Here is a 24,939-nt window from a genome sequence, read left to right on the forward strand (position 1 = left end):
CCGCTCAGTTCAGCACCAGCCCCGCGTGCGCCAGCAAGCGGCGAAACACCGCCAGGCGTGTATCGCCGGTCTCCGCCAGCCGGTCGCAGACATGGAGGTGTTCACGCATATCGCTGTGTCCGCGCAGCGCATCCTTGCACTCCCGCTCGGAGATCTCAAGGTGGACGCCGGCGAGCACCGCGCGGCCCTTGCCAACCCGTGAACTGACGATGGCGGGCGGCGTGCCATCGATATCCGCATAGACGGCCAGGACCTGCGTGTCAGCGCCGGGAGCGTCGCCGAAGTCAAAGCGGCAGCCGCCATGGTAGTGGGTGTATAGCGACATCGGGACATCGGTCAGGCTGTCCGTGGTGCGCAGTTTCACCGCGGCCGTGGTACGCGGCGTGCCGTCATACAGCATGCCGTCAGTCAGTTCTGGCAGCGAGCCCACTGCCACGGCGTCGACAAAGCACAGCTCGCGCGGGCCGCAGATTGCGCCCCTGGTGCCGGCGTGAAACGCCAGTTCCCGACATGCGTAGTAAGCGCCCGCGCAAATCCCGAGGTAGACGCCGCCCTGCTCGACGAAACGCCGGATGCGCGCGTTCGGGGCACCGTTCAGCATTGCACAGTAGGGAAGGTCGGCGCCTCCCGGCATGACAAACAGCACCGCCCCATCGAACAGCGTGGCGTCGTGCCGGATGTCGTCTGCCATCACCGCACGGTTCTCGTAGGTGCTGGCGTGGAGTTGGTGCCCGATGGTCCGCATCAGGCATGCGGTCCAGTCGGAAGCGCCGGCGTCGACATAGGTCAGGATCTGGGGCCTTGGCATACCGGCATCCGCTTTTGAATAAGGAACGGGAACTCACGGGACGGCTCCGGTACCGGTCTCGGAGTGGAGGTTGGGTGATCCAAGGAACTCTTGTTGTGCATCGACAAGGCACATCATTGCCCTGAATGGATTCAAGCATAACGCTGCCGATCGGGAACAGCTCGCCTGGCGGCTAGTCACGCAAATGCTCGTCCGTGAATTTCCGGAATATTTCCATGCTGGGCGCCTCGGTCCGCCCCGCCAGGGTGAAAAAGGCATAGCGGGGGCCATCATCGACCGCTGGGGTCGTGACCAGTTCGCATAGTTTTCCTGCGGCAATCTCCGCACGCACTGCGGCGACGATGCTGAACAGTATCGCGTCGGAATCCAGCACAGCTTCGACCAGGCTCCGGACATTCTCGCACCTGAGGCTAAGGCAATGCTCCGGATCCGCGCGTGGACCGAAGCGCTTCACCAGGTTGCGCGCGACTTCCGTGCTGAGCGGGGCGGAAGCCAGCGGATAACGCATGACATCGTCAAACGATACGGCGTCTCCGCCGGCAGCCTGTTGCACAAGCGGATGTCCTGTGCGGCAGATAAAGCGGCCCTGCAACGTGTTCAGCAGTTCGTGGCGAAGGTCCGTTGCAGGCGCCACGCTGCTCACCTCCACGATGACTGCATCAAGCGATCGCTGACGCAGCTGGATCATCAGCGCATCGGAAGTACCAAGCGACACGCTGACCTGTATGCCGGGATGGTGCCTGGCCATGTATCGGAGAAACGGCGTCGCCAGCACTGCGCCCGGCCCCGCGCCCAGCCCGACGCGGATGGCACCCAGGTGGTGGTGGTGGAACAGTTCGACGCTGCGGTGCAGTTCCGCTTCCTCGAACACGATGCGCCGGGCCCGGTTTGCAGTCAGCTCCCCCAATGGGGTCAGCACATTGCGCTTGCCGTGCCGGTCGATCAGGCGGCCTCCCAGTTCGTCCTCCAACGTCTGGATGCTCCGGCTCAGCGCGGACTGGGTCAGGTGCAGGCGTTGTGCCGCCTGGCTGAAGGACGCCATATCCGCCACCATCAGCAGATGCTTGAGATGTTTGAGATGCATTGCGCACTTATAGATGAGATTTTTGAATAAATTTTAGACCGATAATGCATTGGACGCATGCCGGACGGCGCTTTACGATCCGATTCCACAAGAACACGCATTGAGGAGACCGCCATGACCCGATTCAAGAACATTGGCCGCCGTTGGCTCGGCGGCCTGGTTGCAGCACTGCTTTTTGCAGGGCTGGCGCCGGCACACGGCTTTCCTGACCGGCCGGTAACGCTGATGGTGCCGTTCCCGGCGGGCGGCCTCTCCGACGTTGTTGCCCGGAACCTGAACGGGTCCCTGGCCCGGCAGTTCGGGCAGCCAGTCATCGTCGAGAACCTCGGGGGAGCTGGTGGCGCGATTGCCGCGCAGAAGGTCCTTCATGCACCGGCCGACGGCCACCTGCTATTGCAGGCAGGGCCCGGCGAGCTCATCACTACGCCGCTGGCCAATGCCGCAATCAAATTCAGGAGCGAAGATTTCAGGCTGGTGCATATGGTCGGCACTGTCGATCTTGCCATCCTGGTGCGCAGGGATCTGCCGGTAAAGGATGTCGACGAACTCGCCGCCTATGCCGCGCAGGCAGCCAAGGCCGGCAAACCACTGACGTACGCCAGCGTCGGCATCGGCTCGCTCTATCACCTCCTGGGGGCGCACATGTCCCAAACCATTGGAGCGCCGATGACTCACGTGCCTTACAAGGGCGGCGCGCCCGTGATCCAGGACCTCGTTGGCGGAATTGTCGATATCTTCATCTCGCCATTTGGCAAGCCTGACATCGAACGCATGCGCACCGGCCAGGTCCGGATGCTGGCCGTACTGTCGCCTACGCGAGTGGAGGCAGTGAAGTCGGTCCCCAGCGTCAATGAGAGCAAGGCGCTGCGAGGCTTCAACTATTCAACCTGGGCTGGCATCTTCGTGAAGAAGGACACTGCCGAGCCTGTCGTGCAGGCGGTGCACAACGCGATTGTGCATACGCTGGCCGACCCCTCGGTGCGCGCAAGCCTGGATGCCGCGAACCTGCCTGCGTCCAAGCCGGTGTCGCTTGCCGAAAGTCAGAAGGCCTATCAGCAGAGCATCGAACAATACCGCGGCATTGCCCGTGCCATCGGCTTGCAGCCGCAATAAGGACGCCATGCATCCCATCCTGGCCGCGCTGCGGGACAGCGCCGAAGAGTTCGTAGCAGTTCGCCGTGACCTGCACCGGCATCCGGAGCTCGGCTTCGAGGAACACCGCACCAGCGACATGGTGGCCAGCCTGCTCGCCGAATGGGGCTATGAGGTCGAGCGCGGGCTGGGGACAACGGGGGTCGTCGGCCGGCTGCGACGCGGTACGGGCAACCGCAGCCTTGGCATTCGCGCCGACATGGATGCCCTGCCGATGGAGGAGGCCACAGGGCTCCCCTATGCCAGCTGCCATCCCGGCGTGATGCACGCCTGCGGGCATGACGGGCATACCACCATGCTGCTTTGCGCAGCAAAGTACCTCGCCCGGCGCGGCGACTTCAGCGGAACCCTGAACCTTATCTTCCAGCCGGCAGAGGAGGGGTTGGGCGGTGCAAAGAAGATGATGGAGGACGGACTGTTCAGGAAGTACCCTTGCGATGCCGTCTTCGCCATGCACAACGTACCGGGCACCGCATCGGGCCGTCTGCTGTTGCGCGAGGGCGCGGCGCAGGCTTCGGCCGACAACGTCACCATCACGCTGGAAGGCGTCGGCGGCCATGCGGCGATCCCGCACCACGCGGCCGACCCTGTCGTGGCCGGCGCCTCCATCGTGATGGCCTTGCAGACTATCGTGGCGCGCAATGTCGATCCGCTGCAAGCGGCGGTCATTACCGTGGGCGCGTTCCAGGCCGGTACCGTCTCCAATATCATTCCCTCGCACGCCGTGCTCAGGCTGAGTGTCCGCGCACTGGACCGCGATGTGCGAGAGCGGATCGAGCAGCGTGTCAGGGACCTGGTATCCGCGCAGGCGCAGAGTTATGGCGTCACGGCGCAGGTCGATTATCAGCGCGGGTATCCAGTCCTGGTGAATACGCCGGCCGAAACGGCGTTCGCAAGCCAGGTCGCCCTGGACTTGCTGGGCGCGAGCCACGTCAACTGCCAGGCGTCGCCCATTGCCGCCAGTGAGGACTTTGCCTTCATGCTGGATGCCGTGCCTGGCTGCTACCTGTGGCTTGGAAACGGCGAAGGCGGAAAGGCCGGAGGCTGCTCGGTCCACAATCCCGGCTACGACTTCAATGATGGGAACATTGCTGTCGGTGCGGCGTATTGGGCCCTGCTGTGCGAACGTTTCCTCGTGGACTAAACGCTGCCGACCCTGGTAGCACTTGCGACAACTCATGGTTGCGCTCCCGCATACGTACTTTCACCTAATGCTGCAGCGCGACAATCCTTCTGCTACAATCAGGGAAAACCCCATAAGGGTAATCCCGAAAGGAAGGACGCCATGAACACCCAATCCGATATCAAGCTGACTGACCAACTCGAACGCGAACTGATCGACCGTGAACTCGGTACGCAAAGCCTGGGCTTCGCCCACGACGTGAAGCGCGCCATCGCCTTCGTCCAGAGCGCGATCGAGCGCCTGCAGACCCAGGCCCGCAAGGCCCACGTGGTCTACGCCAACGGCTAAAGAGTTGTTTGCAGCAGAGTAGTTGTGGCCCGTTGCGGGCTGCGTTGTAGAACCGGCCATACGTGCGCCCGCCCGGGCAGACGCGGCCGGTTTTGTTTTGCCCGCGGTTCTTGCGTGCTTTGTGAATAACTTTCGCAAGGCTTGCCAGACCTTTTCGTTTGGCCGGGACGTGGCAGGGGGCTATCGTGGATGCCTTCGCAATACGCCTTCCCGACCATGCCCCCGCTTGTCCTGCTGTGCCTGCTGATCACCTATGTGGTCTGGGGCACGACCTACCTGGCAATCCGCTTCACGCTGGAGAGCTTTCCGCCGCTGTTCATGATGGGCACGCGCTTCCTGTGCGCGGGCCTGCTGCTGGCCGCCTGGCTGGCGTGGCGGGGCACGCCGATGCCGTCGTGGCGGCTGTTGCGCAACTGCGCGGTGCCGGCGCTGTTCCTGCTGGTGGGCGGCATGGGCCTGACAGCGATTGCCGAGCAGACGATTTCTTCCGGTGCCACCACGGTGATGATCGGGTCGATGCCGATCTTCGCGCTGATCTGGAGTGCCTGCTTCGGCAACCGGCCGAAATGGTATGAGTACGTGGCGATCGCGATCGGCAGCCTGGGAATCCTGGTGCTGACCGCGGGGGCGGAATTCCGCGTCAGCACCGGGGGCGTGGTGGCGCTGATGCTGGCAGTGGCGAGCTGGTCATTCGGCTCGCAGCTGGCGCGCCGGATGGAGCTGCCCCAAGGCGCCGCGGCATTTGCCGCGGAGATGCTGATCGGCGGCGTGGTGCTGATGGTGCTGTCGGCGCTGCGGCAGGAGCCGTGGCCGGCATCGGTCAGCGCGCAGGCCGGCTGGGCCTGGGTCTACCTGGTGGTGGCGGGGTCGCTGGTGGCGTTCTCTGCCTACATGTACCTGGTGTCCACTGTCAGCCAGACGTTGTCGGCCAGCTATGTCTATGTAAACCCGCCGGTGGCGCTGGCGATGGGCGCATGGCTGGGCGGCGAGCAGATCGCGCCGCAGACGCTGGGTGCCGTGATGCTGATCCTGGTGGCGCTAGCCGTGCTTAGCCTGGGCACGCTGCGCACGGCGCGGGCCCAGGCGGCCTGATACGGCCGACTGCTGCCGGGCAGATCAACTGCCCGACTGTTCCTGGATCCAGAGCGACAGCCGCACCTTGTAGGCCTGCTGGATATGCCGGCGCGCGATCTGTTCGGCCAGTGCCGGGTCGCGCTTTTCCAGCGCCTCGACCAGCGAGATGTGTTCTTCGTAGGAGCTGCGCGCGCGCCCTGGTACCGCCAGCGTGGTGCGTCCCAGCAGTGCCATCGACTCATGCAGCGAGCGCAGCGTCTTCAGCAGGTAGCGGTTGTGGGCGCAGCGGTGCAGGGTTTCGTGGAACAGCCGGTTGTTCAGCGCGAGCCGGTCGGGGTCGTCGGCGATGGCCAGGTCGCGCTCGACGATATCGCGCAGAAGCGAGATCTCCACGTCGGTGGCATGGCGCGCGGCCAGCGCGGCGGCGGTGCCTTCCAGCACTTCGCGCATGACGTACAGCTCGCTGACCATGCTGGCGTCGAGCTGGGTGACCATCATGCCGCGGTTGGGCTCGTTGACGACCAGCCCTTCGGACTCCAGCCGCGACAGCGCTTCACGCACCGGCGTGCGCGACAGGCCCAGGGATTCGGCCAGTTCCACCTCGCGCAGCCGCGTGCCGGGGGGCAGCTGGCCGGCCTGGATGGCGGCGCGCAGTTGCTGGTAGGCGCGCTCCGAGCGCGGGAGCGATGCGGCCTGGCCACTCTCGGCGGCGCCGGCGAACTCTTGAGAAATCATGTGAGGCTGGCTGATGCAGTTGGACTGTCGTAGCCAGTCATCATACCCGCTCGTGCGCGCCTGACATCACGGCGACGCAATATGGTGTAAAGGGCCAGGCGCGCGGCCGTGGGCACCTCAGCCCGCCGGCGACTGGAACGGATGGTATTGATAGAGCCAGGTCTCCGACAGCGGCTTGCCGTTGAGCCTCAGGAACAGGCGGATATCGACCGGCTGGTTGCCGTCGGCGGTCAGGTCAAATTGTGCACGCCAGTGGCCCGGCACATTGTTGGGCACGGCTTCTGTGAAGACGTAGGAGAAGCTGCCGCGAGATGCGGTCAGTACGGCTTCAGGTTTGACGCCGAAGGGCAGTTTCTCCAGCGGCGCGCCCTTGAACTCGACCATGAACTTGCGCACGCCCTTGGGCCGCGGCTGGCCCGGCTGACCGCCATTGCCCAGGCGCGTGGCCACGCAGCGCGCCAGCGGCGAGGGGAAGGGCTCGTCGGCCTGCCAGTGCAGCCGGTAGCGCAGGCGGTAGGTGCTGCCGGCCCTGGCCGGGGCCTTGGGCACCCACATGGCGACAATGTTGTCGTGGATCTCGTCATCGGTGCGCAGCTCAACCAGCTGCACCGAACCGGCGCCCCAGCCGTCGCGCGGCTCGACCCACAGGCTCGGGCGGCGCTCATAGTTGACGCCGTCCTGGTAGTGGTCGAACAGGCGGTCGCGCTGCAGCAGCCCGAAGCCCTTGGGGTTATCGTCGGAAAACGCCGAGGCCGTGGTCTGCGGCGGGTTGTTCAGCGGGCGCCAGATATGCTCGCCGGCGCCGTTCCACAGCGCCAGGCCGTCGGAGTCATGCACCTCCGGGCGCCAGTCGACGGCGGTGCCTTTGATGCCCTCAGAGAACCAGAACATCGAGGTCAGCGGCGCCAGCCCCAGCCGGCCCACATCCTTGCGCAGGAACAGCGCGCACTCCACATCCATGATCACGGCCTTGCCACGCTGCATGACGAAGCGGTAGGCGCCGGCGATGCTGGGGCCATCCAGCAGCGCATAGACCGTGACGGTATCGCCGTTGCCCTCGGGCGTCTCGAACCAGAAATGGGTGAAGGCCGGGAATTCCTCGGACTTGCCGGCTTCGGCCACGTCGATGGCGATGCCGCGCGCGGACAGCCCGTACTGGTACAGGTCGCCGATGGCGCGGAAATACGACGCGCCGAGGAAGGCAACCCAGTCGTTCTTGCGCCAGTCGCGTGTCTTCTGGTCGCCGAGGCGGCTTTCCTGGAAGCGGAAGCCGGCAAAGCCGCTGCCCGGCGGCAGCTTGTGCGCGGGGCTGTCGGCCGGCATGTCGAAGTAGGCGTCGTCGTAGACGATCTCGCGGGCCTTGCCGGGGCCGCCCTTGGCGCGTTCGATCACGTGCATGCGCACCGGCGTGCGGAAGTACGTGCCGAGGTGGAAGAAGGTGACCGGGAACTGGCCTGGGCCACTGGCAAAGAGCGCGTCGTCGGTGCGGAAGCGGATCTTGCCGTGGGCGTCGTAGTCGATGCGGGACAGCACGTCCGCGGGCGGTGACGGCGGCGGCGCGTAGGGCTTGCCGGCCAGCGCGCGGGCGCGTTCGATCAGGGCGTCGAAACCGAATGGCTGGGCGTCGCCGAGTTTGATCCGGCTGGCTGCCAGCACCGACGGGGTAATGCCCAGTGCGGCGAGCGCGGCGGAGGCAGTGGCGGAGACCAGCAGGGTTCGGCGGTTCATCATGTGGCGAAAGCGTCCTTTTATTGTCCGGGGGTTGTGCAGAACTGTAAGAGACGCCGCCGTCCGCGAAAAGTTCGGACACCCTCTGTTACAGGCGGCCGCCCGCAGCCCGGCTGCAAGCGGCCGCCGCCGCACATCAGGCCTGCCCGCTGGCCCGGCGCCGCTGGCGCCGTTGCCGCGCCAGCATGTTCAGCCCCTCGACCGCGGCCGAGAACGCCATCGCCGTATAGATATAGCCCTTGGGCACATGGGTGCCGAGGCCCTCCGCGATCAGCGTCATGCCGATCATCATCAGGAAGGCCAGCGCCAGCATAACGATGGTCGGGTTGCGGTTGATGAAGTTGGCCAGCGGCGTGGCCGCGAACAGCATCGCCATCACCGCGGCGATCACCGCCACGAACATGATCTGCACATGCTCGGTCATGCCGACCGCGGTGATGATGCTGTCGATCGAGAACACCAGGTCGAGCACCAGGATCTGGCCGATGGCCGCGGCAAAGCTCTGCACCGCCTTGGCTGTGCCGCCTTCCTCGCCTTCTTCGGCGGCGGTGACGTGGTGGTGGATTTCGCGCGTGGCCTTCCAGACCAGGAAGGCGCCGCCCGCGATCAGGATGATGTCGCGCCACGACAGCCCCTGGCCCAGGATGGTGAACACCGGCTCGGTGAGCTTGACGATGAAGGCGATGGTGGCCAGCAGGCCCAGGCGCATCACCAGCGCCAGGCTGATGCCGACCTTGCGCGCCTTCTCGCGCATGGCTTCAGGCAGCTTGTTGGTCAGGATCGAGATGAAGATCAGGTTGTCGATCCCCAGCACGATTTCCATGGCCACCAGGGTGGCCAGTGCCGCCCACGCGGCGGGGTCCTGCAGCAATGCCAACGACGCTTCCATGGGGGGCTCCGGGTGTCAGGTTGCAACTCGGCGCCGGACGGTGGTCCGCCCGGGGCACATGCAGGCGTTATGTTAGCGCAGCGCCGCTTGCCCGCGCCGTGTGATCCGGAAAGATAAAGGTTGTTCTACGCGGTTGCCATGCGCCTCGATGGAATATAGTATGTGATATATCAAAAGATCCAAATCGAGCCATCAAGGAGACAGCAATGAAAGTGTGTATCTACGGCGCAGGCGCGATCGGCGGCTATGTCGGGGCGCAGCTGGCGCGCGCGGGGGCGGAGGTCAGCTTCGTCGCGCGCGGCCCCCATCTCGCGGCAATGCAGGAACATGGTGTCAGGCTGCTGATCGACGGCGAGGAGCGCGTGGCCAAGGTGCGCTGCACCAGCGATCCGCGCGAGCTCGGACACCAGGACTATGTGTTCATCACCCTCAAGGCGCATTCCGTGCCGGGCGTGGTGGACCAGATGCAGCCGCTGCTGGGGCCGGAAACCGCGGTCGTCACCGGCGTCAACGGCATTCCGTACTGGTATTTCTACAAGCATGGCGGCGACTTGGCCGGCAGCACGCTGGAAAGCGTCGATCCCGGCGGGCGCCAGTGGCAGGGCCTGGGGCCGGAGCGGGCGATCGGCTGCGTGGTCTATCCCGCGGCTGAGATCGTTGCGCCGGGCGTGATCAAGCACGTCTACGGCAAGAAGTTTCCGCTGGGCGAGCCGGATGGCAGCCGCTCGGCGCGCGTGACCCGGCTCAGCGAAATGATGATGGCCGCCGACCTGGACGCCCCGGTGCGCGACAATATCCGCGACGAGATCTGGCTCAAGCTGTGGGGCAATCTGTGCTTCAACCCGATCAGCGCGCTCACGCATGCCACGCTCGACGTCATCACCGCCGACCCGGCCACGCGGGCGCTGTCGCGCCAGATGATGGTTGAGGCGCAGGGCATCGCCGAGCGCTTCGGGGTGAAATTCCGCGTCGACGTGGAGCGGCGCATCGACGGCGCCGGTGCCGTGGGCGCGCACAAGACCTCGATGCTGCAGGACCTGGAGGCCGGGCGGGCCATGGAAATCGACCCGCTGCTGACCGTGGTGCAGGAAATGGGACGTCTGGTCGCGCAGCCCACGCCGATGTGCGATGCCGTGCTGGGTCTGATCAAGCAGCGCGACACGATGGCCAAGCTGGCCGCCTGAGCGCGGCTGGGAACAGGGGATACCGCCGGGTCAGGTATCCCCTGGCGCACGCCAGGCGCGCCAAGGTAGCGTTAGCCGGGCTTGCGAAGCGAGAAAGGCAGGCGATAGTGATATACCATATACGACAGACCGCGCACCGCTACTGTGCCGATGCATGACAACAACGCATTGTTTGATGCGTTTTCGTAATGGGTCCGGCGTTTTTGCTAAGCTGTGCGGCAATGCGGGGGGCAGCCATTCCGGCCACCTGCCGCTGGTCTCACACGAGCTCATTCATGTCTGCGCAAAGCCAATCCATCGTCCAGCCCAACGGGCTGGCCTTGTCCGTGCAACCGATCAATGCCGGCGCGAGCCTGCGCGACCAGGCCTACGCCATGTTGCGCCAGGCCATCGCCGACGCTGACATCTACCAGTCGCGCGACGAGATCCGCCTCGATGAGCGGGTACTGAGCGAGGCCATGGGTGTCAGCCGCACGCCCATCCGCGAAGCCATGACGCTGCTGGAGCAGGAGGGCTTCCTGCGCACCGTGCCCCGGCGCGGCATCTACATCATGCGCAAGACCAAGCGCGAGATCGTGGAGATGATCCAGATGTGGGCCGCGCTGGAAAGCATGGCCGCGCGGCTGGCCACCGAGAACGCCACCGATGCCGAGATCGCGCAGCTGCGCAGCATGTTCGACAGCTTCCGCGATTCCACTCCGGCCGAGCATATCGAAGAGTATTCCGACGCCAATATCGCCTTCCACCAGGCGATCGTGCAGCTGTCCAAGTCGCACATCATCATGGACACGATCCGCAATATCTTCATCCACGTGCGCGCGATCCGGAAGATGACGATCTCGCAGAGCGACCGGGCGGCACGTTCGATCGTGGACCACCTGCGCATCATCGAGGCGCTGGAGAAACGCGATACCGAGCTGGCCGAGCGGCTGGTGCGGCAGCATTCGCTGGATCTGGCTGACTACGTGGAACGGCACTGCGACTTCCTCGACTGAAGGCGGGCGGGGTAGGGCGGCAAAACGGCGGACCTTGGTCCGCCGTTTTGCTTTTGTACGTTCCCGGGTGACGCGCGAGCTTTTCGCGCTATGGTATGTGATATATCAATGCGGAAAAGATGCTGGCTGACTGATTCGGGATTTCACTGGGTTTCCCACTTCGGGCAAGCAAAGCAGGCCGATTGCTGCATTGCATCGTCGAAATTTGTGTTGTATCGGGCAAACTCCTCTTGCTCTCTTCTGATATATCACATACCGTATGTCATCAAGAGGGCCGGAACGGACGCGAGCGAGTACGCGCCGAGCACCAGAACAGACCATATACAAGTGAAACCATCGTCCGAGGAGACATCCGAAATGGAAACCAAGGCACTGCAAGGCGTTCGCATCCTGGACATGACCCACGTCCAGGCGGGCCCCTCGGCCACGCAGCTGATGGCGTGGCTGGGCGCGGACGTGATCAAGGTGGAAATGCCCGGCCGCGGGGACATCACCCGCAGCCAGCTGCGCGACGTGCCCAATGCCGACAGCCTGTACTTCACCATGCTCAACAGCAACAAGCGCAGCCTGACGCTGAACATGAAGACGCCCGAAGGCAAGGCGCTGCTCGAAGACCTGGTCCAGCGCAGCGACGTGCTGATCGAGAACTTCGGGCCGGGCGTGCTCGAGCGCGCGGGCTTTGACTGGGACCACCTGCAGGACCTGAACCCGCGGCTGGTCTATGCCTCGATCAAGGGCTTCGGCCCGGGGCCGTACGCGGACTGCAAGGCGTATGAGAACGTGGCCCAGTGCATGGGCGGTTCGGCCTCCACCACGGGCGATGCCGAGGGCGTGCCCACTGTCACCGGCGCGCAGATCGGTGATTCGGGCACGGGCGTGCATTGCGTGGTCGGCATCCTGGCCGCGCTGCTGCAGCGCGAGCACACCGGCCGCGGCCAGCGCGTGGAAGTGGCGATGCAGGACGCGGTGCTGAACCTGTGCCGCGTCAAGCTGCGCGACCAGCAGCGCCTGGCCAACGGCCCGCTGCGCGAGTACCCGAACGAAGAGTTCGGCGACCACGTGCCGCGCGCCGGCAATGCCTCGGGCGGCGGCCAGCCGGGCGCGGCGCTGCGCTGCGCGCCGGGCGGCCCCAACGACTATGTCTACGTCATCATCCAGCCGCAAGGCTGGGAGCCGCTGATGCGCCTGTGCGGGCGCGAGGACCTGATCACCAATCCGGACTACGCCACGCCAGAAGCACGCCTCAAGCACCTGGCCGACTGCTTCGCCGTGATCGAGAAATGGACCGGTGGCCGCAGCAAGTTCGACGTGATGGCGGCGCTCAACGAGGTCGATGTTCCGTGCGGCCCGATCCTGTCGATGAAGGACCTGATCGAGGACGAGTCGCTGTACCAGCGCGGCTACCTGAAGGAGCTGGAGCACCCGCAGCGCGGCAGCTACGTGCAGCTGGGCTGCCCGATCACGCTCTCGGCATCGCCGGTGGAGATCGAGCGTTCGCCGCTGCTGGGCGAGCATACCGAAGAGATTCTCGAGTGGCTGGGGCGCTCGCCCGCGCAGATCGCCGCGATGAAGCTGGCCGGCGCGGTATGACGCAAGCCTGACGTCATTCTCGCCTGTGCGGGAATGACGAATCCGGGCGCGAGCCGCCCACGATCCCATTTCTTCCAAGATCCTGCAACCGACATCGGAGCAGGCAGGGCCCCGCTTTGCCTGCGCAAGGAGCATGCTGTGCAAACCTGGATACGCTTTCGCCGCGCTGACGGCAGCATCGGCCATGGCCGCATCGACGAAGCCGATGGCAACCGTGTCGTCGAATATGACGGCGACGGTTTCAACGACCCCGCCCCCACCGGCGCCGTGCATGAGCGCGCGTCGCTGACGCTGCTCGCGCCCTGTGCGCCGGGCAAGGTGGTGGCGCTGTGGAACAACTTCCACGCACTCGCGCGCAAGCTGGAAAAGCCCGTGCCCACGCACCCGCTGTTCCTGCTCAAGCCGGCCTCGTCGCTGGCCGGGCCGGGCGATGCGGTGCAGCGCCCCAAGAGCTACGACGGCAAGATCGTCTATGAGGGCGAGCTGGGCATCGTGATCGGCAGCAAGGCGCGCAATGTGTCGGTGGCCGAGGCCGGCGCGCATATCTTCGGCTATACCGTCGTCAACGACGTGACCGCGGCCGAGCTGATCACGGCCGACCCCAACTTCCCGCAGTGGACGCGCGCCAAGGGCTTCGACACCTTCGGCTGCATCGGCCCGGCCATTGTCTGCGGCTTCAACTGGAAGGCCGCCAGCGTCATCACGCGGCTCGATGGCGTGGAGCGGCAGAACTACCCGCTGTCGGACATGATCTTCTCGCCCGAGGAACAGGTCAGCCGGATCTCGCAGGACCTGACGCTGATGCCCGGCGACGTGATTGCGTGCGGCACCTCGATCGGCGTGGGATCGATGAAGGACGGTGCGGTGGTCGAGGTGGCGATCGCGGGCATCGGCTCGCTGGTCAACCACGTGCGCGGCTGAGCCGGCGCCCGATTCCTTCCAAAAAACGGTGAATGCCATGCCAATGACGATCGGTGTGCCACGCGAAGTCCACCCGGGCGAGCGGCGCGTTGCCGCCACGCCCGACTCGGTCAGGGAACTGCTCAAGCTCGGCTACCAGGTGGTGGTGGAGAGCGGCGCCGGCCAGGAAGCGTCGTTCTCCGACGCTGACTACAGCGCCGCCGGTGCGGCCATTGTCGACGCGGCCAGCCTGTGGGCCTCGGTCGACGTGGTGATCAAGGTGCGCCCGCCGCAGGTCCATCCCAGCCTGGGCGTGGAAGAGGCGGCGCTGCTGAAGAAGCATGCCACGCTGATCGGCTTTGTCTGGCCGGCGCAGCAGATGGCGATGCTGGAGCGGCTGACGCAGCGCGGCGCAACCGTGCTGGCGATGGACTGCGTGCCGCGCATCTCGCGCGCGCAGAAGCTCGATGCGCTCAGCTCGATGGCCAATATGGCGGGCTACCGCGCGGTGATCGAAGCCGCGCATGCGTTCGGGCGGCCCTTTGCCGGACAGATCACGGCCGCGGGCAAGATCCCGCCGGCGCGCGTGCTGGTGATCGGCGCGGGCGTGGCGGGGCTGGCGGCCATCGGCGCGGCGCGCAGCCTGGGTGCGGTGGTGCGCGCCTTCGATACGCGGCCGGTGGTGCGCCAGCAGATCGAAAGCCTGGGCGCCGAGTTCCTGACCGTCGAGATCGAAGAGGACGGCAGCGGCAGCGGCGGCTATGCCAAGGAGATGAGCCCGGCCTTTATCGAAGCCGAGATGCGTCTCTTTGCCGAACAGGCGCGCGAGGTCGACATCATCATCACCACCGCGCTGATCCCGGGCAGGCCCGCTCCCAAGCTGCTCGAGGCCGGCACGGTGGGCCTGATGCGCGCCGGCAGCGTGGTGGTCGACCTGGCTGCTGAGCAGGGCGGCAACTGCGTGCTGACCGTTCCGGGCGAGGCGGTGCGGCAGCACGGCGTCACCATCATCGGCTACACCGACCTGCCCAGCCGCATGGCGGCGCAGGCCAGCCAGCTCTATGGCACCAATATCCGCCACCTGCTGACGGAGCTGACGCCGGGCAAGGACGGCCAGCTCGTGGTCGACATGGACGACGAGATGATCCGCGGTGCCACGGTGCTGCACCAGGGCACGGTGACCTGGCCACCGCCGCCGCTGACGGTGGCGATCCCGCAGCAGCAGGCGCCGGCCGCGCCGCCGCCGGTGCAGGCCGAGGCCGAGCCGCCGCGCAGCCGCACCGGCGCGACGCTGATCGCGCTGGCCATCGCGGCGGCGGCGCTGCTGGGCCTGGGCGCGGTCGCGCCGCCGGCCTTCATGGCGCATTTCACGGTGTTCGTGCTGGCGATCTTTGTCGGCTACCAGGTGGTGTGGAACGTCACCGCCGCGCTGCATACGCCACTGATGAGCGTGACCAATGCCATCAGCGGGATCATCGTGGTGGGCGCGCTGGTGCAGCTGGGCAAGCCGTCGCTGCTGACGGCGGTGATTGCCGGCAGCGCGGTGCTGCTGGCCACCATCAATATCGCCGGCGGCTTCCTGGTGACGCAGCGCATGCTCAAGATGTTCCAGCGGGACTAGAGACGGGGAGACAGGGATGCCATCCGGAATCAGCAATATCGCTTACCTGGGCGCCAGCGCGCTCTTCATCCTCAGCCTGAGCGGGCTGAGCCACCCCGGCACCGCGCGCCGCGGCAACCTGCTGGGCATCGCCGGCATGGTGATCGCGGTGCTGACCACCGTGCTGGCGGGCAGCCCGGACGGCATCGCCATCATCATCGGCGCGATGCTGGTGGGCGGCATCGCCGGTGCCATGCTGGCCAGGCGCGTGGAAATGACGCAGATGCCGCAGTTGGTGGCGGTGCTGCACAGCTTCGTCGGCCTGGCCGCGGTGCTGGTGGGTTATGCCAACTACCTGGATAGCCATGCGCTGACCGGCGCGGAGAAGGCCATCCATGAAGTGGAAACCTACCTTGGCATCCTGATCGGCGCGGTCACGTTCACGGGCTCGATCATCGCCTTCCTGAAGCTGCAGGGCACCATGGGCGGCAAGCCGATGCTGCTGCCCGGGCGGCATGCCTTGAATGCCATCGCGCTGCTGGTTTGCGTGTGGCTGGGCTATGCCTTCCTGAGCGCGCCCGACGCGCAGCAGGGGCTGGTGCCGCTGGCGGCGATGACGGTGATTGCGCTGCTGGTCGGCGCGCACCTGGTGCTGGCCATCGGCGGCGCCGACATGCCGGTGGTGGTGTCGATGCTCAACAGCTACTCCGGCTGGGCCGCGGCGGCCACCGGCTTCATGCTGGGCAACGACCTGCTGATCATCACCGGGGCGCTGGTGGGATCGAGCGGCGCCATCCTCAGCTACATCATGTGCAAGGCGATGAACCGCAAGTTCCTGTCGGTGATCCTGGGCGGCTTCGGCGCGGTGCAGGCACAGGGCGCGGCGACCGAGCAGGGCGAGGTGCTGCCGGTGTCCAGCGAGGAAGTCGGCAACCTGCTCAAGGACGCCAGCGACGTGATCATCGTGCCGGGCTACGGCATGGCGGTGGCGCAGGCGCAGGGCACCATCAGCGAGATCGCGCGGCGGCTGCGGGCGCAGGGCGTCACCGTGCGCTTCGGCATCCACCCGGTCGCAGGCCGCCTGCCCGGGCACATGAACGTGCTGCTGGCCGAGGCGCGCGTGCCGTACGACATCGTGCTGGAGATGGAAGAGATCAACGACGACTTCGAGAAGGCCGACGTGGTGCTGGTGGTGGGCGCCAACGACATCGTCAACCCCGGTGCGCTGGAAGACCCGGGCAGCCCCATTGCCGGCATGCCGGTGCTGGAAGTCTGGAAGGCCCGCACCGTGGTGGTGTCCAAGCGCAGCATGGCGGCGGGCTATGCGGGCGTGGACAACCCGTTGTTCTACAAGGACAACACGCGGATGTGGTTCGGCGACGCCAAGGGCAGTGTCGATGCCCTGCTGAGGCAGCTGGAGGAAGCGCCGGCCTGAGTTGGTCGAGTCGAGGTCTCCAAGCTGAGCAGTTCAGGCGGCCGCGAAGCCACCGCCGCCCCGCGTTTGTCGGGGCGGCGGTGGCTTTTGTTGTCTGGATGGGCCCATAGACAACCTGTTATGGAAGCCCGGCGGGGGATTCATGCCAGCTCCGCGATATATAAACGATCGCAAATAGAAACGATAAAAAACTTTAAGACTAGTCAAATTAAGCTTCAGGTAGCATCAATCCACGACTTCATGTGCCGCAATGCCAGGCGCCGGTCTAGTTGTGAGAAGGGCAACCCACAAAGCCCTGTTGTGCCAGTCGAGGCACAAACAAGCAGTACCAGGAGACAAGACAGATGGCGCAATTTGAAGTATCGGCCACGGCCGGTCACGGCAACGTGAACGGCCGCGGCCTGCAGAACCGTTGGATCCAGCTTGCAATTGGCGTGGTGTGCATGGGGCTGGTGGCGAATCTGCAGTACGGCTGGACCTTCTTCGTGTCACCGATGGAGGCCAAGCATCACTGGGGCGCGTCCGCCATCCAGGTGGCATTCTCCATTTTCATCGTGACGGAAACCTGGCTGGTGCCGCTGGAGGGCTGGCTGGTGGACAAGTTTGGCCCGCGCCCGGTAGTGGCGGGCGGGGCGATCTGCGCGGGCCTGGCATGGGTGATGAATGCCTATGCGACCACGCTGCCGGAACTGTATGCGGCCGCGGTGATTGCCGGCATCGGCGCGGGCGGTGTCTATGGGACCTGCGTCGGCAACGCGCTGAAGTGGTTCCCGGACAAGCGCGGCCTCGCGGCCGGACTGACGGCGGCGGGTTTCGGCGCGGGCGCGGCCATTACGGTGATCCCCATCGCCAACATGATCCAGAGCTCGGGCTATGAAAAGGCCTTCCTGACCTTCGGCATCCTGCAGGGCGTGTGCATCTTCGTGCTGGCACTGCTGCTGGTGAAGCCCAGGCCGCCCAAGGGCGCGGTGGCGGCCAAGGCGGTACTGACCAACCCGGTCGAGTTCTCGCCGGGGCAGATGGTGAAGACGCCGGTGTTCTGGCTGATCTACGTGAGCTTTGTCGCGGTGGCGGCGGGGGGGATCATGGCGACGGCGCAGCTCGGGCCCATCGCCAAGGACTATGGCTTCGCCTCGATGCCGGTGACGATGCTGGGCATGACGCTGCCGCTGCTGACCATGACCTTGTCGATCGACAACCTGTGCAATGGCTTTACGCGGCCCTTGTGCGGTTTCCTGTCGGACAAGTTCGGGCGCGAGAACACCATGTTCGTGATCTTCGTCGGCGAGGGGCTGGCGCTGCTCGGGCTGATGCAGATGGGGCACAACCCGTACTGGTTCATGTTCTTCGCGGCGCTGACCTTCCTGTTCTGGGGCGAGATCTTCTCGATTTTCCCGGCCTTGTGCGCCGATACCTTCGGCAGCAAATTCGCCGCGGCCAATGCCGGCACCCTGTACACGGCGAAGGGCACGGCGGCGATGGTGGTGCCGCTGGCATCGATCCTGTCGGCGCATGGCGGCTGGGGAGCCGTGTTCTCGGTGGCGGCGGTGGTGACGATTGCGGCAGGGATCTCGGCCAAGGTGTTGCTGGCGCCCATGCGCAAGCGCTTTATCACCGGGCATGCCGAGGCAGTGCGCGTGTCCGACACCGCGTTCCTGGCTGGCATTTCGCCGCGTCAGGGGGAGTAATCCCGGGCTGAAGGGTAGAGGGGGAGCCTGGCGTAGGCTGCCGGGCTTCCGGAGCGGGGGCAGGACATTCCCATTAGTGGGCGCGCTGGTGTTCGCGGAGGACGCCAGTGCGCGGCAATGTGTTCCAGAGAGCCATAAAGCCGCTGGAATTTTTGGTATGTAGTATATCTTCATGCGTAATCCCGGCGAGATTTCCAGGCTTCGACATGGCCCGGAAATCTGTGCCGATTGCGCATGAATCGCGTGCTTTCAGAAATTACGCTGATTTAGCCGTAGTTGCCTGCAAAATTGCTGCGCCGCATCGACGAAACTTGAAGGGCTAGGGGAAATTCTTCTTGCTTCGTTCTGATATATCACATACCGTATGTCATCAAGATCGAGTGAAACGATCGGGCGCCGCAAGGCATACGGGTAGCAACAGCGAAGGGCGAGAAGGCGAGAGTGCCCCGCCCCGTAAAGAGTTCAACGAGGAGACCAAGACATGTCCGAAGTCGTCGAAGCCAAGCGGGTCGGGAGCACCACGCGGAAGACACCCTGAATTAGAAGAATTCCAACCCCAGTCAATTTGTATAGAAGGAATCAACCATGGCAGAAGTCGGAAACGAACTGCAGCGTCACGCCACGGAAGAACATCAGGCACAAACCGATGGTTTTCATCTGGTCATCGACGCGCTGAAGCTGAATGGCATCGAGAACATCTACGGTCTGCCCGGCATTCCGGTCACCGATCTGGCCCGTCTGGCACAGGCCAACGGCATGCGCGTCATCAGCTTCCGTCACGAGCAGAACGCAGGCAACGCAGCAGCGATTGCCGGCTTTCTCACCCAAAAGCCGGGCGTTTGCCTGACCGTTTCTGCGCCGGGCTTCCTGAACGGGCTGACGGCGCTGGCGCATGCGACCACCAACTGCTTCCCGATGATCCTGATCAGCGGCTCGAGCGAGCGCGAGATCGTCGATTTGCAGCAGGGTGACTACGAAGAGATGGACCAGCTGGCCATCGCCCGTCCGCACGCCAAGGCTGCCTTCCGCGTGCTGCACGCTGAAGACATTGGTGTCGGGATTGCGCGTGCCATTCGTGCCGCCGTGTCGGGCCGTCCGGGCGGTGTGTACCTGGACCTGCCGGCCAAGCTGCTGGGCCAGTCGATGGAAGCCGAGAAGGGCCGCAAGTCGCTGATCAAGGTGGTGGATCCGGCCCCGCGCCAACTGCCTGCACCGGACTCGATCGACCGTGCCGTCGCGCTGCTGAAGAGCGCCAAGCGCCCGCTGATCCTGCTGGGCAAGGGTGCCGCGTACGCACGCGCCGAAGCGGATATCCGCACGCTGGTCGAGAAGACGGGCATTCCGTACCTGCCGATGTCGATGGCCAAGGGCCTGCTGCCCGATACGCATCCGCAATCGGCCTCGGCCGCACGCTCGTATGTGCTGGCTGAAGCTGACGTGGTGTTGCTGGTCGGCGCCCGCCTGAACTGGCTGCTGTCGCATGGCAAGGGCAAGACCTGGGGCAAGCCGAAGCAATTCATCCAGATCGACATCGCGGCGACCGAGATGGACAGCAACGTCGCCATCGCCGCGCCGGTAGTGGGTGACATTGGTTCGTGCGTGTCGGCGATCCTCGACAAGGTCGGCAATGACTTTGCCAAGCCGGGCGCCGAGTGGCTGAACGCGGTGGCCGACCGCAGGGACACGAACCTGGCGAAGATGGCCGAGACCCTGGCCAGGTCCAAGGATGTCTCGCCGATGAACTTCCACGGCGCGCTGAACGTGCTGAAGGATGTGGTCAAGGCCAACCCGGGCATCTCGTTCGTCAACGAAGGCGCCAACACGCTGGACTACGCCCGTGCCGTGATCGACATGTACGAGCCGCGCAAGCGCCTGGACGTAGGCACCTGGGGCGTGATGGGCGTGGGCATGGGCTACGCGGTCGCCGCGGCGGTCGAGACCAGCAAGCCGGTGCTGGCGCTGTGCGGTGACAGTGCGTTCGGTTTCTCGGGCATGGAAGTCGAGACGATCTGCCGTTACAACCTGCCGGTCTGCATCGTCATTTTCAACAACAACGGCGTCTACAAGGGCATCGACGTGAATCCGACCGGCGGCAAGGATCCGGCGGTCACGACGTTCGTCCCGGGCGCGCGCTACGACAAGATGATGGAAGCGTTCGGTGGCGTCGGCCGCAACGTCACCACGCCGGCGGAACTCGAGGCTGCGGTGAACGAAGCCCTGCGCTCGGGCAAGCCCACGCTGGTCAACGCTGTCATCGATCCGGCTGCTGGCACGGAAAGCGGTCGTCTGACCAATCTGAATCCGCAAAGCTCGGCCAAGAAGTAATTCACCCGAATTTCACCCCTCTGATCCAATAGGAGAACGAAAGTGAACCTCCCACTCAACGGCATCAAGATCATCGACTTCACGCACGTCCAGGCCGGTCCCGCCTGCACGCAGCTTCTCGCGTGGTTCGGTGCGGACGTGATCAAGGTCGAGCGCCCCGGTTCCGGCGACGTGACGCGCACCCAGCTGCGCGACATCCCGGATGTCGATGCCCTGTACTTCACCATGCTCAACAGCAACAAGCGCAGCCTGACGCTGGATACCAAGAAGCCGGAAGGCAAGAAGATCCTGGAGCAGCTGATCCGCGAGTCGGACGTGCTGGTCGAGAACTTCGGCCCGGGCGCGCTGGACCGCATGGGGTTCTCGTGGGAACGCATCAACGAACTGAACCCGAAGATGATCGTGGCTTCGGTCAAGGGCTTCAGCGACGGCCACCACTATGAAGACCTGAAGGTCTACGAGAACGTGGCCCAGTGCGCCGGCGGCGCGGCCTCGACCACCGGCTTCTGGGATGGCCCGCCGACGGTGTCCGCCGCGGCGCTGGGCGATTCCAACACCGGCATGCACCTGGCCATCGGCATCCTCACCGCGCTGATCGGCCGCGACAAGACCGGCAAGGGCCAGAAGGTGGCTGTGTCGATGCAGGATGCGGTGCTGAACCTGTGCCGGGTCAAGCTGCGCGACCAGCAGCGCCTGGACCGCCTGGGCTACCTGGAGGAGTACCCGCAGTATCCGCACGGCAGCTTCAGCGACGTGGTGCCGCGCGGCGGCAACGCGGGCGGCGGCGGCCAGCCGGGCTGGGTGCTGAAGTGCAAGGGCTGGGAAACCGACCCCAACGCCTATATCTACTTCACCATCCAGGGCCATGCCTGGGAGCCGATCTGCAAGGCGCTGGGCAAGCCGGAATGGATTTCCGATCCCAACTACGCCACCGCCAAGGCTCGCCAGCCGCATATCTTCGATATCTTCAACACCATCGAGGAATGGCTGGCCGACAAGACCAAGTACGAGGCCGTGGACATCCTGCGCAAGTTCGACATCCCGTGCTCGCCGGTGCTGTCGATGAAGGAAATCGCCGCCGATCCGTCGCTGCGCGCCAGCGGCAGCATCACCGAGGTGCCGCACAAGGAGCGCGGTACCTACCTGACGGTGGGCAGCCCGATCAAGTTCTCCGACCTCAAGCCGGAGATCACCGGGTCGCCACTGCTGGGCGAGCATAGCGAAGAGGTGCTGGCCGGCCTGGGCTACGGCGCGGACGACATCAAGCGCCTGCGCGAGTCCCAGGTGATCTGACGCTGCCCGCCGGCACTTGTGGCCGGAGTGTACGCCGGGGTCTCGCGCATAGCGGGCCCCGGCGTTTTTGCTTGCAGCGTGGCCATGTGGCACGCTACCTTGATGGCCATGACAGGCTGGCGCCGACCGGCCCTGGGAATAACGAGGGAATCCCCATGACAGACCAGATCGATTACGCGCAACTGGTGTCCGCCATCGGCGACGCCATCATCATCTCCGACGCCAAGGGCGCCATCACGCTATGGAATCCCGCCGCCGAGCGCATGTTCGGCTTTACCCAGGCCGAGGCCATGGGCAAGTCGCTCGACCTGATCATCCCTGAGCGCCTGCGCGGGCGGCACTGGGAGGGCTACGGCAAGACCATGGCGACCGGCATCACGCGCTACGGCCACGACCTGCTCAAGGTGCCCGCGGTCGACAAGGACGGCAAGGCCATGTCGATCGCCTTCACCGTGGCGCTGCTCAAGGATGATGCGGGCGCCATCACCGGCATCGTCGCCGTGATCCGCGACGAGACCGTGCGCTTCCAGGAGGAGCGGGCGCTGAAGAAGCGGCTGGTGGAGCTGGAAAACCAGGTCAAGGAACAGGCCTGAGGCGCGTGCCATTTCCGTGATCCCGGACCAGCCGCGCAGGTCTCGATTGTCCCCCGAGTTTTCCCGAATAGGTGGCCGGCATGCACTTCCAGCGCCGCTTTGGCGTAGCCGATCGTGGTCTTTTCGGTACCAAAAGCGTTGACTGAGTACCGAATGCCTCCTACATTGGGAGCCCTGACAAAGACAGATCCGAGGAGACAACATGAGCCGTCAAGCTTCGGCCGCTGCGGTAGTCCATGGCGGCGCTACGGTGGGCCAGCTCTATGCGGCCGCGCTGCGTGCCAGGCCCGGCGTGCCCGCCATCGTCGGCGACGACACCACGCTGAGCTATGAGGCGCTCGCGCGGCAGTGCGCGCGCGTCGCGCGGCTGTTTGCCGCCCGCGGCCTGGCGCGCCAGGATGCCGTGGCCTTCCTGGTGGGCAACCGCGCCGAAGCGGTCGCCGCCATCATCGCCGCGCAGCTGGCCGGGCTGAAGAATGTGTCGCTGCATCCGATGGCATCGGAAGCGGATCACGCCTACGTGCTGCAGGATGCCGGGGTGCGGGCGCTGGTGGTGGACAACGCCCGCTTCACCGAGCGCGCGCGCGTGCTGGCAGCTGGCGCCGGCCTGCAGGTCCTGCCGCTGGACGATGGCGAGTTCGGGCCTGGCCTGGCCAATGCGGCGGCTGCGTTCGATGACACGCCCGTGGTTCCCGGCGACGACCCCACGGAAATCAGCCGGCTGGCCTATACCGGCGGCACCACTGGCCGTTCCAAGGGCATCCTGCATACGCACCGGACCACGGTGACGGTGCTGCAGTACATGCTGGCCAGCTACGAATGGCCGGCGCAGATCCGCTATCTGGTGACCACGCCGATCTCGCATGCGTCCGGCAGCCTGTTCCTGCCGACGCTGCTGCGCGGCGGCACCATCTACGTGTGCGACAAGTTCAGTCCCGCCGATTTCCTGCGACGCGTGGCCGAACAACGGATCAACCTGACCTTTTTGGTGCCCACGCAGATCTATGGCCTGCTCGATTGCGACGGGCTGGACGCGGCCGACCTGTCCAGCCTGGAGCTGGTGCTCTACGGCGCGGCGCCGATCGCGCCGGTGCGTCTCGCTGACGCGCTGCGCCGCATCGGCCCCGTGTTCGGACAGGTCTATGGCCAGGCTGAAGTGCCGATGTGCATCAGCTACCTGAGCCAGCGCGACCACGATCCGGACAACCCCGAGCGCCTGCGCTCGTGCGGCAAGGTGATCCCGGGCAACCAGGTCAAGCTGCTGGACCCCGACCTGCGTGAAGTCGCGCCGGGCGAGGTGGGCGAGCTGTGCGTGCGCGGTCCGCTGGTGATGGAAGGCTACCTGAACCGGCCCGAGGAAGACGCCAAGGTCTTTGCCGGCGACTGGCTGCATACCGGCGACATGGCCCGTTGCGACAGCGAGGGCTTCCTGTACATCGTCGACCGCGCCAAGGACATGATCATCAGCGGCGGCTTCAACGTGTACCCGAGCGAGGTGGAGCATTGCCTGGCGCTGCACCCGGCCATCGCCATGTCCGCGGTGATCGGCATCCCCGACCCCAAGTGGGGCGAGGCGGTCACCGCCGTGGTCGTGGCACGGCCCGGTGCCGCGCTTACCGAGGCCGACGTGATCGGCCACGTGACGCAGCACAAGGGCGTGGTCAATGCGCCCAAGCAGGTGGTGTTCGTGGATGAGCTGCCGCTGACCGCGCTGGGCAAGATCGACCGCAAGGCCATCCGCGGCCGCTACTGGGGCGGCCAGGAGAGGCAGGTGGCCTGAGCGCGGTTACCTTCCGGCGTGCGGCTGGGACGAGCGCGCGCCGGTGTCCGCGCGGCACAGCAGGCCGTTCAGGATGATCTCGTAGAACTCGCTGAAGGCATCGCCGATCTTCAGGCCGGTTTCCTTCAGGAACTGCTGGTTGCGCAGCCGGTGCGCGGCGCCCAGGATCGCTTCGGAAACCAGCCGCGGATTGTGCGGCGCCATCAGCCCTTGCCGCATGCCTGCCTCGAGCAGGCTCTCAAGCCCGCGCACGCGCGCCAGCTGGTAGTCGTCGAATGCCGCCCGGCCGCTGTCGATCGCATCCAGGTCCGCCAGCGCGGCCTTGCTCAGTCCCGATGTGTTGAGCGCGGCATGCAGGTAGGCGGACACTGCCCGCGCCGCATCGCTTTCGCGGCGCGCCGCGGCAAAGCCCCTTTCCAGGTTGTCAGCGAGCACGTCGCGGCAGATGCCGACGAACAGCGCCTCCTTGGTCGGCGCGATCTCGTACAGGCGCCGCCGTGAGCAGCGCATGCGTCGGGCAATCTCGCCGATGGTCAGCGACGACACGCCTTCGGTGCTCAGCAGCCGGGTCAGTTCGTGGGCAAATTCTTCGTCGGTGCGTCGAGTCGGCATGAA

General features: G+C 65.5%; 21 protein-coding genes. 15 read left to right on the top strand and 6 right to left on the bottom strand.

Annotation, left to right across the window (positions count from 1 at the left end):
• Positions 1–4 precede the first annotated feature (4 nt).
• Positions 5–808, bottom strand: a complete 804-nt coding sequence (locus tag AC3WQZ_RS02435; protein ID WP_492299982.1) for a BPL-N domain-containing protein — start codon at positions 806–808, stop codon at positions 5–7.
• A gap of 172 nt (positions 809–980) precedes the next feature.
• Positions 981–1,892 carry a LysR family transcriptional regulator gene (locus AC3WQZ_RS02440; protein WP_492299984.1) on the bottom strand — a complete coding sequence of 304 codons (912 nt, stop codon included), beginning with the start codon at positions 1,890–1,892 and terminating at the stop codon, positions 981–983.
• A gap of 114 nt (positions 1,893–2,006) precedes the next feature.
• On the opposite strand from AC3WQZ_RS02440, the gene AC3WQZ_RS02445 reads away from it, so the two are divergent.
• The 4 genes from AC3WQZ_RS02445 (at position 2,007) to yedA (ending at position 5,607) form a co-directional block, all read left to right on the top strand.
• The gene (locus AC3WQZ_RS02445; RefSeq protein WP_010810230.1) at positions 2,007–3,005 is read left to right on the top strand and encodes a Bug family tripartite tricarboxylate transporter substrate binding protein; all 999 of its coding nucleotides are present in this window, start codon (positions 2,007–2,009) and stop codon (positions 3,003–3,005) included.
• Positions 3,006–3,012: 7 nt separating this feature from the next.
• Positions 3,013–4,188 (top strand): M20 aminoacylase family protein, encoded by a 1,176-nt coding sequence (locus AC3WQZ_RS02450; RefSeq protein WP_010810229.1) that lies wholly within the window; start codon positions 3,013–3,015, stop codon positions 4,186–4,188.
• A gap of 141 nt (positions 4,189–4,329) precedes the next feature.
• Positions 4,330–4,515, top strand: coding sequence for a hypothetical protein (locus tag AC3WQZ_RS02455; protein WP_010810228.1), 186 nt, complete (start codon positions 4,330–4,332; stop codon positions 4,513–4,515).
• 216 nt (positions 4,516–4,731) lie between these two features.
• A complete protein-coding gene (gene yedA / locus AC3WQZ_RS02460) occupies positions 4,732–5,607 on the top strand; it encodes a drug/metabolite exporter YedA (RefSeq protein ID WP_037023418.1) in 876 nt (291 codons plus the stop codon).
• A gap of 24 nt (positions 5,608–5,631) precedes the next feature.
• Here the strand turns inward: yedA and AC3WQZ_RS02465 are convergent, their stop codons facing one another.
• The 3 genes from AC3WQZ_RS02465 to AC3WQZ_RS02475 all read right to left on the bottom strand — a co-directional run bounded on the left by AC3WQZ_RS02465 (position 5,632) and on the right by AC3WQZ_RS02475 (position 8,941).
• Complete coding sequence (locus tag AC3WQZ_RS02465; protein WP_010810226.1) at positions 5,632–6,324, bottom strand: GntR family transcriptional regulator; 693 nt, start codon at positions 6,322–6,324, stop codon at positions 5,632–5,634.
• A gap of 117 nt (positions 6,325–6,441) precedes the next feature.
• Positions 6,442–8,055, bottom strand: a complete 1,614-nt coding sequence (locus AC3WQZ_RS02470; protein WP_439669191.1) for an OpgD/OpgG family glucan biosynthesis protein — start codon at positions 8,053–8,055, stop codon at positions 6,442–6,444.
• Positions 8,056–8,188: 133 nt separating this feature from the next.
• A complete protein-coding gene (locus AC3WQZ_RS02475; protein WP_010810224.1) occupies positions 8,189–8,941 on the bottom strand; it encodes a TerC family protein in 753 nt (250 codons plus the stop codon).
• A gap of 206 nt (positions 8,942–9,147) precedes the next feature.
• Here AC3WQZ_RS02475 and AC3WQZ_RS02480 point away from each other — a divergent pair, with 206 nt between their 5' ends.
• From AC3WQZ_RS02480 to AC3WQZ_RS02530, 11 genes are all read left to right on the top strand, one after another.
• Positions 9,148–10,125 (top strand): 2-dehydropantoate 2-reductase, encoded by a 978-nt coding sequence (locus AC3WQZ_RS02480; protein ID WP_010810223.1) that lies wholly within the window; start codon positions 9,148–9,150, stop codon positions 10,123–10,125.
• A 275-nt stretch (positions 10,126–10,400) separates the two neighbouring features.
• A complete protein-coding gene (locus AC3WQZ_RS02485) occupies positions 10,401–11,120 on the top strand; it encodes a GntR family transcriptional regulator (protein WP_011617427.1) in 720 nt (239 codons plus the stop codon).
• Between the two features lie 357 nt (positions 11,121–11,477).
• Positions 11,478–12,710, top strand: coding sequence for a formyl-CoA transferase (frc, locus tag AC3WQZ_RS02490; RefSeq protein ID WP_010810221.1), 1,233 nt, complete (start codon positions 11,478–11,480; stop codon positions 12,708–12,710).
• 138 nt (positions 12,711–12,848) lie between these two features.
• On the top strand, positions 12,849–13,631 hold the full coding sequence (locus AC3WQZ_RS02495) for a fumarylacetoacetate hydrolase family protein (RefSeq protein ID WP_010810220.1): 783 nt from the start codon (positions 12,849–12,851) through the stop codon (positions 13,629–13,631).
• 37 nt (positions 13,632–13,668) lie between these two features.
• A complete protein-coding gene (locus tag AC3WQZ_RS02500) occupies positions 13,669–15,231 on the top strand; it encodes a Re/Si-specific NAD(P)(+) transhydrogenase subunit alpha (protein ID WP_037023416.1) in 1,563 nt (520 codons plus the stop codon).
• Positions 15,232–15,247: 16 nt separating this feature from the next.
• Positions 15,248–16,645, top strand: coding sequence for a Re/Si-specific NAD(P)(+) transhydrogenase subunit beta (gene pntB, locus AC3WQZ_RS02505; protein WP_010810218.1), 1,398 nt, complete (start codon positions 15,248–15,250; stop codon positions 16,643–16,645).
• Between the two features lie 344 nt (positions 16,646–16,989).
• On the top strand, positions 16,990–18,333 hold the full coding sequence (oxlT, locus tag AC3WQZ_RS02510) for an oxalate/formate MFS antiporter (protein WP_492299985.1): 1,344 nt from the start codon (positions 16,990–16,992) through the stop codon (positions 18,331–18,333).
• Positions 18,334–18,918: 585 nt separating this feature from the next.
• Entirely contained in the window at positions 18,919–20,658 is a 1,740-nt protein-coding gene (gene oxc, locus AC3WQZ_RS02515) for an oxalyl-CoA decarboxylase (protein WP_010810216.1), read from the top strand.
• A 42-nt stretch (positions 20,659–20,700) separates the two neighbouring features.
• Positions 20,701–21,951, top strand: coding sequence for a formyl-CoA transferase (gene frc, locus AC3WQZ_RS02520; RefSeq protein ID WP_010810215.1), 1,251 nt, complete (start codon positions 20,701–20,703; stop codon positions 21,949–21,951).
• Between the two features lie 155 nt (positions 21,952–22,106).
• Positions 22,107–22,544: a PAS domain-containing protein gene (locus AC3WQZ_RS02525; protein ID WP_011617422.1), complete on the top strand. Its 438-nt coding sequence runs from the start codon at positions 22,107–22,109 to the stop codon at positions 22,542–22,544.
• Between the two features lie 202 nt (positions 22,545–22,746).
• On the top strand, positions 22,747–24,324 hold the full coding sequence (locus AC3WQZ_RS02530; protein ID WP_492299986.1) for an AMP-binding protein: 1,578 nt from the start codon (positions 22,747–22,749) through the stop codon (positions 24,322–24,324).
• Between the two features lie 6 nt (positions 24,325–24,330).
• Here AC3WQZ_RS02530 and AC3WQZ_RS02535 read toward each other — a convergent pair whose 3' ends face one another.
• Positions 24,331–24,936: a TetR/AcrR family transcriptional regulator gene (locus AC3WQZ_RS02535; protein WP_010810212.1), complete on the bottom strand. Its 606-nt coding sequence runs from the start codon at positions 24,934–24,936 to the stop codon at positions 24,331–24,333.
• Positions 24,937–24,939: the final 3 nt, after the last annotated feature.

The sequence above is a fragment of the Cupriavidus sp. FW305-26 genome, assembly GCF_058787975.1.

Coding starts and splice junctions, on each gene's coding strand:
- AC3WQZ_RS02435 (WP_492299982.1), bottom strand. CDS start 808: ATGCCAAGGCCCCAGATCCTGACCTATGTCGACGCCGGCGCTTCCGAC.
- AC3WQZ_RS02440 (WP_492299984.1), bottom strand. CDS start 1,892: ATGCATCTCAAACATCTCAAGCATCTGCTGATGGTGGCGGATATGGCG.
- AC3WQZ_RS02445 (WP_010810230.1), top strand. CDS start 2,007: ATGACCCGATTCAAGAACATTGGCCGCCGTTGGCTCGGCGGCCTGGTT.
- AC3WQZ_RS02450 (WP_010810229.1), top strand. CDS start 3,013: ATGCATCCCATCCTGGCCGCGCTGCGGGACAGCGCCGAAGAGTTCGTA.
- AC3WQZ_RS02455 (WP_010810228.1), top strand. CDS start 4,330: ATGAACACCCAATCCGATATCAAGCTGACTGACCAACTCGAACGCGAA.
- yedA (WP_037023418.1), top strand. CDS start 4,732: ATGCCCCCGCTTGTCCTGCTGTGCCTGCTGATCACCTATGTGGTCTGG.
- AC3WQZ_RS02465 (WP_010810226.1), bottom strand. CDS start 6,324: ATGATTTCTCAAGAGTTCGCCGGCGCCGCCGAGAGTGGCCAGGCCGCA.
- AC3WQZ_RS02470 (WP_439669191.1), bottom strand. CDS start 8,055: ATGATGAACCGCCGAACCCTGCTGGTCTCCGCCACTGCCTCCGCCGCG.
- AC3WQZ_RS02475 (WP_010810224.1), bottom strand. CDS start 8,941: ATGGAAGCGTCGTTGGCATTGCTGCAGGACCCCGCCGCGTGGGCGGCA.
- AC3WQZ_RS02480 (WP_010810223.1), top strand. CDS start 9,148: ATGAAAGTGTGTATCTACGGCGCAGGCGCGATCGGCGGCTATGTCGGG.
- AC3WQZ_RS02485 (WP_011617427.1), top strand. CDS start 10,401: ATGTCTGCGCAAAGCCAATCCATCGTCCAGCCCAACGGGCTGGCCTTG.
- frc (WP_010810221.1), top strand. CDS start 11,478: ATGGAAACCAAGGCACTGCAAGGCGTTCGCATCCTGGACATGACCCAC.
- AC3WQZ_RS02500 (WP_037023416.1), top strand. CDS start 13,669: ATGCCAATGACGATCGGTGTGCCACGCGAAGTCCACCCGGGCGAGCGG.
- pntB (WP_010810218.1), top strand. CDS start 15,248: ATGCCATCCGGAATCAGCAATATCGCTTACCTGGGCGCCAGCGCGCTC.
- oxlT (WP_492299985.1), top strand. CDS start 16,990: ATGGCGCAATTTGAAGTATCGGCCACGGCCGGTCACGGCAACGTGAAC.
- oxc (WP_010810216.1), top strand. CDS start 18,919: ATGGCAGAAGTCGGAAACGAACTGCAGCGTCACGCCACGGAAGAACAT.
- AC3WQZ_RS02525 (WP_011617422.1), top strand. CDS start 22,107: ATGACAGACCAGATCGATTACGCGCAACTGGTGTCCGCCATCGGCGAC.
- AC3WQZ_RS02530 (WP_492299986.1), top strand. CDS start 22,747: ATGAGCCGTCAAGCTTCGGCCGCTGCGGTAGTCCATGGCGGCGCTACG.
- AC3WQZ_RS02535 (WP_010810212.1), bottom strand. CDS start 24,936: ATGCCGACTCGACGCACCGACGAAGAATTTGCCCACGAACTGACCCGG.